Raw genomic sequence first — 8,257 nt, 5'->3', positions numbered from 1 at the left:
CCCTTGGGGACGAACAGGTTGACGACGGGGAGGATCCAGCCGAGCACCAGGTACGGCGCGGCGTAGACGTGGAGGCGGAACGAGAGCGACCGGAGGCGGGGAATGGCCGGATACAGCGACACCAAGCAGGAGCACCTCCGGCGGCTGCGCCGGATCGAGGGTCAGACGCGCGGGCTGCAGCGCATGGTCGAGGACGACAAATACTGCATCGACATCCTCACCCAGGTGTCGGCGGCCACCAGCGCCCTGCAGTCCTTCGCCATCGCCCTGCTGGAGGAGCACATGGCGCACTGCGTGGCCGACGCCGCCGTGAAGGGCGGCGCCGAGGCCGAGGCCAAGGTCAAGGAAGCCTCCGACGCCATCGCCCGCCTCATCCGCTCCTGACCAGCACACCAAGCACGTGAACCACGAAGGCCCAGAGGAGAAGTGATCGACATGACCACCACCACATACACCGTCACGGGCATGACCTGCGGCCACTGCGTCAGCTCGGTCACCGAAGAGGTCAGCGAGGTCCCGGGCGTCACCAACGTCGAGGTCGACCTGGCCACCGGCCTGCTCACCGTCGACAGCGAGGGCCGGATCGACGGCTCCGCGATCATCGCCGCCGTCGAGGAGGCGGGGTACGGAGTGGTGACCCCGTCATGAACACACCCGCGAAGCTCGGAGCCTACGCCCTCGGACTCGCCGTGATCTTCGACGGAGCCCTGGGACCACGCGCCCAAGGCGCTGCCCGCGGCCGGCCGTACGGCCACGGGCGACGGCTACACCGTCACCCTCGACGGCGACCTGATCCCCGGCGCCTCCAGTAAGCTGAATCTCAAGGTGAGCAAGGACGGCAAGCCGGTCACCGATCTGCAGCCCTACCTGGGCGCCCACGGCCACCTGGTCGCGCTGCACGCCGGAGACCTGGCCTATCTGCACGTGCACCCCGACGGGGAGCCGGGCGACGGCAGGACCGCCCCGGGCCCGGAGATCACCTTCTACGCCGAGGTGCCCAGCAGGGGCGACTACCGTCTCTTCCTGGGCTTCCAGCACGAGGGGACCGTGCGCACCGCGGACTTCACCCTCGGCGCGGGGATGTCCACGGCGGCTACCGCGACGCCCACGCCGAGCTCTGCGCCGAAGCCCGCCCCGGACCCCACGGAGTCCGCGGAACACGGCAGCCACAACCACTGAGACCTGGCATGACGGACGGAAGGAGCAGGTGATGTCCCCCCTCACCGACGACAGACCCCAAGGCGCGGTCGAACTTTCGATCGGCGGCATGACCTGCGCGTCCTGCGCCAACCGGATCGAGCGCAAGCTGAACAAGCTCGACGGCGTGACCGCGACCGTCAACTACGCCACCGAGAAGGCCAAGGTCACCTTCCCCGAGGGGCTCGACCCCCAGGCGCTGGTCGCCGAGGTGGAGAAGGCCGGCTACAGCGCCGAGCTGCCCGCTCCGCCCAGCGCCGAAGGCGCGCCGGCCGAGCCCCAGGACGAGCTCCGGCCGCTGCGCAACCGGCTGATCACCTCCCTGGTGCTCGCCGTGCCGGTGATCGCGATGGCGATGATCCCGGCCCTGCAGTTCACCAACTGGCAGTGGCTGTCGCTGACCCTCGCCGCGCCGGTCGTGGTCTACGCCGGCTGGCCCTTCCACCGGGCAGCCTGGACCAACCTGCGCCACGGCGCGGCCACCATGGACACCCTGGTCTCGCTCGGCACCATCGCGGCGCTCGGCTGGTCGCTGTGGGCGCTGTTCTTCGGCAGCGCGGGCACCCCCGGCATGACGCACCCGTTCGCCTTCACCATCGAGCGCACCGACGGCTCCGGCAACATCTATCTTGAGGCCGCCGCGGGCGTGACGGCCTTCATCCTGGCCGGACGTTACTTCGAGGCCCGCTCCAAGCGGCGGGCGGGAGCGGCCCTGCGCGCCCTGCTGGAGCTCGGCGCCAAGGACGTCGCCGTACTGCGTGACGGCCGCGAGATCCGGATCCCCTCCGACCAGCTCAAGGCCGGCGACAGGTTCGTGGTCCGGCCCGGCGAGAAGATCGCCACCGACGGCGTGGTCGAGGAGGGCTCCTCCGCCGTCGACGCCTCGATGCTGACCGGCGAGTCGGTGCCGGTGGAGGTACGGCCCGGCGACACCGTGACCGGCGCGACCGTCAACGCCGGCGGACGCCTGGTCGTCCGCGCCACCCGGGTCGGCTCCGACACCCAGCTCGCCCAGATGGCCCGCCTGGTGGAGGAGGCACAGACCGGCAAGGCCGCCGTGCAACGGCTGGCCGATCGCATCTCCGGGATCTTCGTCCCGATCGTGATCGCGCTGGCGCTCGGCACCCTCGGCTTCTGGCTCGGCACCGGCGGCGGCGCCGGCGCCGCCTTCACCGCGGCGGTGGCCGTGCTGATCATCGCCTGCCCCTGCGCCCTGGGCCTGGCCACCCCCACCGCGCTGCTGGTGGGCACCGGCCGCGGCGCCCAGCTCGGCATCCTGATCAAGGGACCCGAGGTGCTGGAGTCCACCCGCGCCATCGACACCGTCGTGCTCGACAAGACCGGCACCGTCACCGAGGGCCGGATGACCCTGGCCGAGGTGCACCTCGCCGACGGCGAGGACCGCGCCGAGGTGCTGCGCCTGGCCGGCGCTCTGGAGCACGCCTCCGAGCGCCCCATCGCCCAGGCCATCGCCCGGGGCGCCGCCGACCAGGTGGGCGAGCTGCCCGCGCCGGAGGACTTCGCCAACGTCGAAGGGCTCGGCGTCCAGGGCATCGTCGACGGGCACGCCGTCCTCGTCGGCCGCCCCCGCCTGCTGGCCGAGTGGTCCCAGCACCTGCCCGCCGAGCTGGAGCGCAAGCTGGCCGAGGCCCAGGCGGCCGGCCGTACCGCCGTCGCGGTCGGCTGGGACGGCCGGGCCTGCGCGGTCCTCACCGTCGCCGACACCGTCAAGCCGACCTCGGCGGAGGCGATCAGGCAGCTGCGCGGCCTGGGACTGACCCCGGTCCTGCTCACCGGCGACAACGAGGCCGTCGCCCGGTCCGTGGCGGCCGAGGTGGGCATCGACGAGGTGATCGCCGAGGTGCTGCCCGCCGACAAGGTCGACGTGGTCAAGCGCCTGCAGGCCGAGGGCCGGTCGGTGGCCATGGTCGGCGACGGCGTCAACGACGCCGCCGCGCTTGCCCAGGCCGACCTCGGCCTGGCCATGGGCACCGGCACCGACGCGGCCATCGAGGCCTCCGACCTCACCCTGGTCCGCGGCGACCTGCGGGTGGCCGCCGACGCGATCCGCCTGTCCCGCCGCACCCTGCGCACCATCAAGGGCAACCTGTTCTGGGCCTTCGCCTACAACGTGGCCGCCCTCCCGCTGGCCGCCCTCGGCCTGCTCAACCCGATGATCGCCGGAGCCGCGATGGCCTTCTCCTCGGTCTTCGTGGTGACCAACAGCCTGCGGCTGCGCGGCTTCAGGTAAGCCGCCGGGTTCAACAAGCGAGGCGCCGTGACGGCCTCCAGCCTGACGCCGGGGGCCGTCACGCCGCTGTCCGGGGTACGGGCAGGCGGCGACCCTCCCAATTCGCGGAGATCCCTTGCAGATAAACGATAGGTTGCTACCGTTTTGTGCGAGAGCGGTCTGGACGGCGAGTCATCCAGGGGGTTGCATGAGCGAGTCTCCGACTCTGCCGCTGCACATGCGGCGGGCAGGGTTCGATCCTGATCCGGAACTGGCGGCGCTGCGCGACGGGGAGGGGGTCAGACGCGTCAGCACGCCGTTCGGCGTCGACGCCTGGCTGGTCACCCGCTACGCGGACGTGCGCGCGGTGCTGGGCGACGCCGAGCGGTTCGGCATCGCCCAGCAGAGCGCCATCCGCATGCCGGACGCGCCGAAGCTGAGCCCGGAGGAGATCGCCGCGATGCGGGCGGGCAACCTGCTCGCGTTCGACCCTCCCGAGCACACCCGGCTGCGCCGGATCCTGACGCCGGAGTTCACCATCCGCCGGATGCGGCGGCTGGAACCGCGGATCAGGCGCATCGTCGACGAGCATCTGGACGCCATGGAGAGCGCGGGCTCGCCGGCCGACCTGGTGTCGTCGTTCGCGCTGCCGGTCCCGTCGCTGGTCATCTGCGAACTGCTGGGCGTGCCGTACGCCGACCGGGAGGACTTCCAGCGCAGGACCAGCCGGATGCTCGACGTGTCGGTGCCCATCGAGGAGCGCCTGGCGGTGCAGCGGGAGTCGCGCGCGTACATGAGGGAGCTGGTCTCCCGCATCCAGGCCGACCCGGGCGAGGAGCTGCTCGGGATGCTGGTGCGCGAGCACGGCGACGACCTGACGACGGACGAGCTCACCGGCATCGGCAGCCTGCTGCTGCTGGCCGGTCACGAGACGACCTCCAACATGCTCGGGCTGGGCACGCTGGCCCTGCTGCGCAACCCCGACCAGCTGGAGCTGCTCAGGAAGGAGCCCGAGCGGATCGACGCGGCGGTGGAGGAGCTGCTGCGCTGGCTCAGCATCGTCCACTCCGGCACGGCCAAGCTGACCACCACGGAGGTCGAGCTGGCGGGCCAGACGATCGGGCCCGGCGAGCTGGTGATGTGCGCGCTGCCCGCCGCCAACCGCGACCCCGCGCTCATGCCCGACCCGGACGCCTTCGACATCACGCGGGGCGCGCCCGGTCACGTGGCCTTCGGCCACGGCGTGCACCACTGCCTGGGCGCGCCGCTGGCGCGGATGGAGATGCGGATCGCCTTCCCCGCCCTGCTCCAGCGCTTCCCCGAGCTGCGCCCCGTCTCCCCCGAGGCGCACTTCCGCTCCTTCCACATCGTGTACGGCCTGACGACCCTGGAGGTCGCGTGGTGACCCGGGGCAGGCGTCTCATCAGCCGGTAGACGTCTCATCGGGTGAACACGGACGCTTCCGGCGCCCGGCCGGCCGGGGTCACGCGGGCCGGGTCACGCGGGCCGAGGCGCCGCGCACGCCGTGGCCCCGGCGTGATCCGGCGTGATGCGGCGGCCGCCGGGCTCCGGCGGCCGCGGGCTCACTTGTCCTCTCCGGTCTCCTTGACCTCCGGCTGGTCGAGGACGACGTCATAGGTCACCGGGATCAGCCGCCGCAGCCCGGTGTCGACACCCCCGCCGGGGGCGTCGAACACGATCTTTCCTCCGCGGGTCACGTCCCTGACCCGGTCGACGACGTATTCGTGGACCCGCTCACCGGATCCGCCGACCGCCTCGGCGGCCTGCGTGTCCTCACGCCCTTCCGGCACCATGACCTCCTGACCGGGACCGGGGCACCGCGCCCCGCACTCCACGCTAACCGGCGCCTCCCCCACTGTGGCGCCATCGGCGGGGGCGAGCCCGGCGGCCCTCTCCAAGCGGACGGCTCCAGCAGCTCACGCACCAGCTCCGCGGGCTGCTGGAGCAGATCGACAGCGCGTCGATGCCCGATCCGGACCAGTTCATGACGGCATTGGAGATGATCTCTGTGTTCGAGACCTCGTTCACGGCAGAACAGCGGGAGCAACTGGCCCGGCGCCGGGCCGGCCTCGGCCCGGAAGCCGTCGAGGCGGCCAGGACCGAATGGGCCGGGCTCGTCGAGGAGCTCCTGCGGCACGTCCAGGACGGCATCCCCGCCGACGATCCACGGGTGCAGGCCCTGGTCGGCCGCTGGGACGCGCTGGGGGGCCGGTTCCACGGCGACGGCGACGGCGGAGAGCGGACCAGGGCCGCGGCGCGGACGATGTGGCGGGAGAACAGCGAGGAACTCGGCCGGAACCTGCCGTGGCCCGTGGACCGGATGCGCGACCTGGTCCACTACCTGGAGCGGGCCCGGCAGGCCGGATGACCTTCGGCGAGCCTTGCGGCGATGAGATACCCACCTCGGCGATAGTTGCGCGTCGCCCTCGGCCCCGTATCGTCCCCACCAGTGATCCCGACTGCGCGAGGAAGGATCGGCATGACCGACGATGTGGTGCGACGCGTCTTCCAGTCAGTCGACTCGTTCGACCCCGGCGAGTTCGTGCGGTTGCTGGCCGAGGACGCCACGTTGGTGTTCGGCAACGCCGAGCCGATGGCGGGACGTGAGGCCATCGCCGCCGGGTTGCGCGCGTTCTTCTCCACCATCGGTGGCCTGCGGCACCGGATCGTCAGGAACTGGCAGGTGGACGCCGACATCATCGCCGAGACCGAGGTGACCTACCGGCGGCTCGACGGCAAGGATGTCAGCGTCGTAGCCGTGTCGATCTGGCGCACCCGCGACGACGGCCTGATCACGGACTACCGTATATTCGTCGATCTCGCCCCCGTCTACGTGGCCTGAACGGGTATGTCCTGAGCCGTTCGGGGTCCGGGAACGGCGAAGGTACCGACGGTCCGTCTGTGACGACAGACGCCGACACCTTTCTGATTTCTGACCGCACTGCAGGTGAAGATCGATGACCGGCTCGGCAGACCGGCTCGACAGGCCGGGCACTCACGCCTGGCCCCTTCATATGTTCACGTCGGTTAGGGTTTCAGGGTAACCGGCAGCGGGCAGGCGTCAGGTCAGCACGCTCGGCACAGGACTTCCATGACTCCGGCAGGGGCAGAGCGGTGACGGCGGCAGACGCCAACATGCGCGGCAGAGCAGCGCCGCGCACCGGCGCGGACTGCGCGTCGGCAGAGGTTCGGCGTCGCACGGCTGGACCGAACCTACGCCGGGTGAGGCGTCAGCGGCCGGACACACCCGGGGCAGCGCACCCCGCGGCCCCGCATCAAGATCAACTAAATGTGGACCTCAGGCCGGTTCCGGACCCGCCGAAGACCCTCCGAACACCATCGGAGCATGTCCGGCACCGGAGCGGGCCCACCTACCGCCTTTGTCGCTTCCTGACAAACGGACCCCCTCGGCCGCGGCCGGTCGGGAACCGGCTCCGAGTCCATGAGCCGCTGCGTGACCAAGACCACATCAGCCGCATGCCACACCATCCCGGCGGGTGCGTCTGTGCGATCCCCACAACTCCGGCCGCGAAACACGCTTAGTCCCCGCCATTTCGGCATCCCGGGGGCAGCCAAGAGTATGTACCCCGGTCGGGGCGAGGGTAGCCGCCATGTTCACCGTCTTCGAAAGGCCTGCTCAGTGTTCAGTCGTGTCGCCATCGTCAACCGCGGTGAAGCCGCCATGCGGCTCATCCACGCCGTTCGGGACCTAGCCGCGGAGACAGGGACACGGATCGAGACCGTCGCCCTGTACACGGACTCCGACCGGACGGCCACGTTCGTCCGTGAGGCGGACATCGCCTACGACTTGGGGCCCGCGGCGAACCGGCCCTATCTGGACCACGCCGTACTCAAGAAAGCCCTGGTCGAGACCGGTGCGGACGCGGCCTGGGTCGGTTGGGGCTTCGTGGCGGAGGACCCGGCGTTCGCCGACCTGTGCGCCGAGATCGGCGTGACGTTCGTCGGCCCGAGCGCCGAGGCGATGCGCAAGCTGGGCGACAAGATCGGCTCGAAGCTGATCGCCGAAGAGGTCGGCGTGCCCGTCGCGCCGTGGAGCCGCGGTCCGGTGGAGACGCTGGAGGAGGCGAAGGCGGCGGCGGACCGGATCGGCTACCCGTTGATGCTGAAGGCGACCGCGGGCGGCGGTGGTCGTGGTATCCGGATGGTCGCCAACGCCGACGAGCTGACCCGGGCCTACGAGCTGACGCGCCAGGAGGCCGCGCGCGCGTTCGGCAGTGGCGTCGTGTTCCTGGAGCGCCTGGTGACGGGCGCCCGGCACGTCGAAGTACAGGTCATCGCGGATGGGCAGGGCACCGCGTGGGCGCTGGGCGTGCGCGACTGCTCCGTGCAGCGGCGCAACCAGAAGATCATCGAGGAGTCCGCCTCCCCGGTCCTCGACGCCGAGCAGGTCGCCGAGCTGAAGGCCTCGGCCGAGCGGCTCGTGCTCGCGGTGGGCTACCGGGGCGCGGGCACCATCGAGTTCCTCTACCACCCCGGTGAGCGGCTGTTCGCCTTCCTCGAGGTCAACACGCGCCTGCAGGTCGAGCACCCGATCACCGAGATCACCACCGGCGTCGACCTGGTGAAGGCCCAGTTGCACATCGCGGCGGGCGGCAAGCTCGAAGGCGACGCGCCCGAGGAGTGGGGGCACGCCGTTGAGGCGCGCCTCAACGCCGAGGACCCCGACCGCGACTTCGCACCCTCGCCCGGCCGGATCACGCGGCTGGCGCTGCCCAGCGGCCCCGGCATCCGGGTGCCGACGCCTCCTCCAGGGAGATCGCCAGAACGGTCGTCGCGGCGAGCTCCTTG

Annotated in this window: 9 protein-coding genes; 8 read left to right on the top strand and 1 reads right to left on the bottom strand. The window is 71.3% G+C overall.

Annotated features, from left to right (window positions below):
- Nucleotides 1-102 precede the first annotated feature (102 nt).
- The 5 genes from ACWDS7_RS44120 to ACWDS7_RS44100 all read left to right on the top strand — a co-directional run bounded on the left by ACWDS7_RS44120 (nt 103) and on the right by ACWDS7_RS44100 (nt 4,832).
- On the top strand, nt 103-384 hold the full coding sequence (locus tag ACWDS7_RS44120; RefSeq protein ID WP_451934161.1) for a metal-sensitive transcriptional regulator: 282 nt from the start codon (nt 103-105) through the stop codon (nt 382-384).
- Nucleotides 385-435: 51 nt separating this feature from the next.
- Nucleotides 436-648, top strand: coding sequence for a heavy-metal-associated domain-containing protein (locus ACWDS7_RS44115; RefSeq protein WP_306875265.1), 213 nt, complete (start codon nt 436-438; stop codon nt 646-648).
- A gap of 177 nt (nt 649-825) precedes the next feature.
- The gene (locus tag ACWDS7_RS44110; RefSeq protein ID WP_451934160.1) at nt 826-1,179 is read left to right on the top strand and encodes a hypothetical protein; all 354 of its coding nucleotides are present in this window, start codon (nt 826-828) and stop codon (nt 1,177-1,179) included.
- A gap of 31 nt (nt 1,180-1,210) precedes the next feature.
- Nucleotides 1,211-3,448 (top strand): heavy metal translocating P-type ATPase, encoded by a 2,238-nt coding sequence (locus ACWDS7_RS44105; RefSeq protein WP_451934159.1) that lies wholly within the window; start codon nt 1,211-1,213, stop codon nt 3,446-3,448.
- Nucleotides 3,449-3,635: 187 nt separating this feature from the next.
- Nucleotides 3,636-4,832: a cytochrome P450 gene (locus ACWDS7_RS44100; protein ID WP_306858527.1), complete on the top strand. Its 1,197-nt coding sequence runs from the start codon at nt 3,636-3,638 to the stop codon at nt 4,830-4,832.
- Nucleotides 4,833-5,010: 178 nt separating this feature from the next.
- Here the strand turns inward: ACWDS7_RS44100 and ACWDS7_RS44095 are convergent, their stop codons facing one another.
- The gene (locus tag ACWDS7_RS44095) at nt 5,011-5,241 is read right to left on the bottom strand and encodes a hypothetical protein (protein WP_451934158.1); all 231 of its coding nucleotides are present in this window, start codon (nt 5,239-5,241) and stop codon (nt 5,011-5,013) included.
- 206 nt (nt 5,242-5,447) lie between these two features.
- Between ACWDS7_RS44095 and ACWDS7_RS44090 the strand changes: the two genes are divergently transcribed.
- The 3 genes from ACWDS7_RS44090 to ACWDS7_RS44080 all read left to right on the top strand — a co-directional run.
- Nucleotides 5,448-5,816 (top strand): TipAS antibiotic-recognition domain-containing protein, encoded by a 369-nt coding sequence (locus tag ACWDS7_RS44090; protein WP_451934157.1) that lies wholly within the window; start codon nt 5,448-5,450, stop codon nt 5,814-5,816.
- Nucleotides 5,817-5,927: 111 nt separating this feature from the next.
- Nucleotides 5,928-6,290, top strand: a complete 363-nt coding sequence (locus tag ACWDS7_RS44085; protein ID WP_451934156.1) for a nuclear transport factor 2 family protein — start codon at nt 5,928-5,930, stop codon at nt 6,288-6,290.
- A 798-nt stretch (nt 6,291-7,088) separates the two neighbouring features.
- The coding region (locus ACWDS7_RS44080; RefSeq protein ID WP_451934155.1) for an acetyl-CoA carboxylase biotin carboxylase subunit at nt 7,089-8,257 on the top strand (1,169 nt) is incomplete at its 3' end.

Source organism: Streptosporangium sp. NPDC003464 (assembly GCF_053588315.1).
The sequence above is the reverse complement of the archived record's forward strand: the minus strand, read 5'-3'. Positions and strand labels throughout refer to the sequence as shown.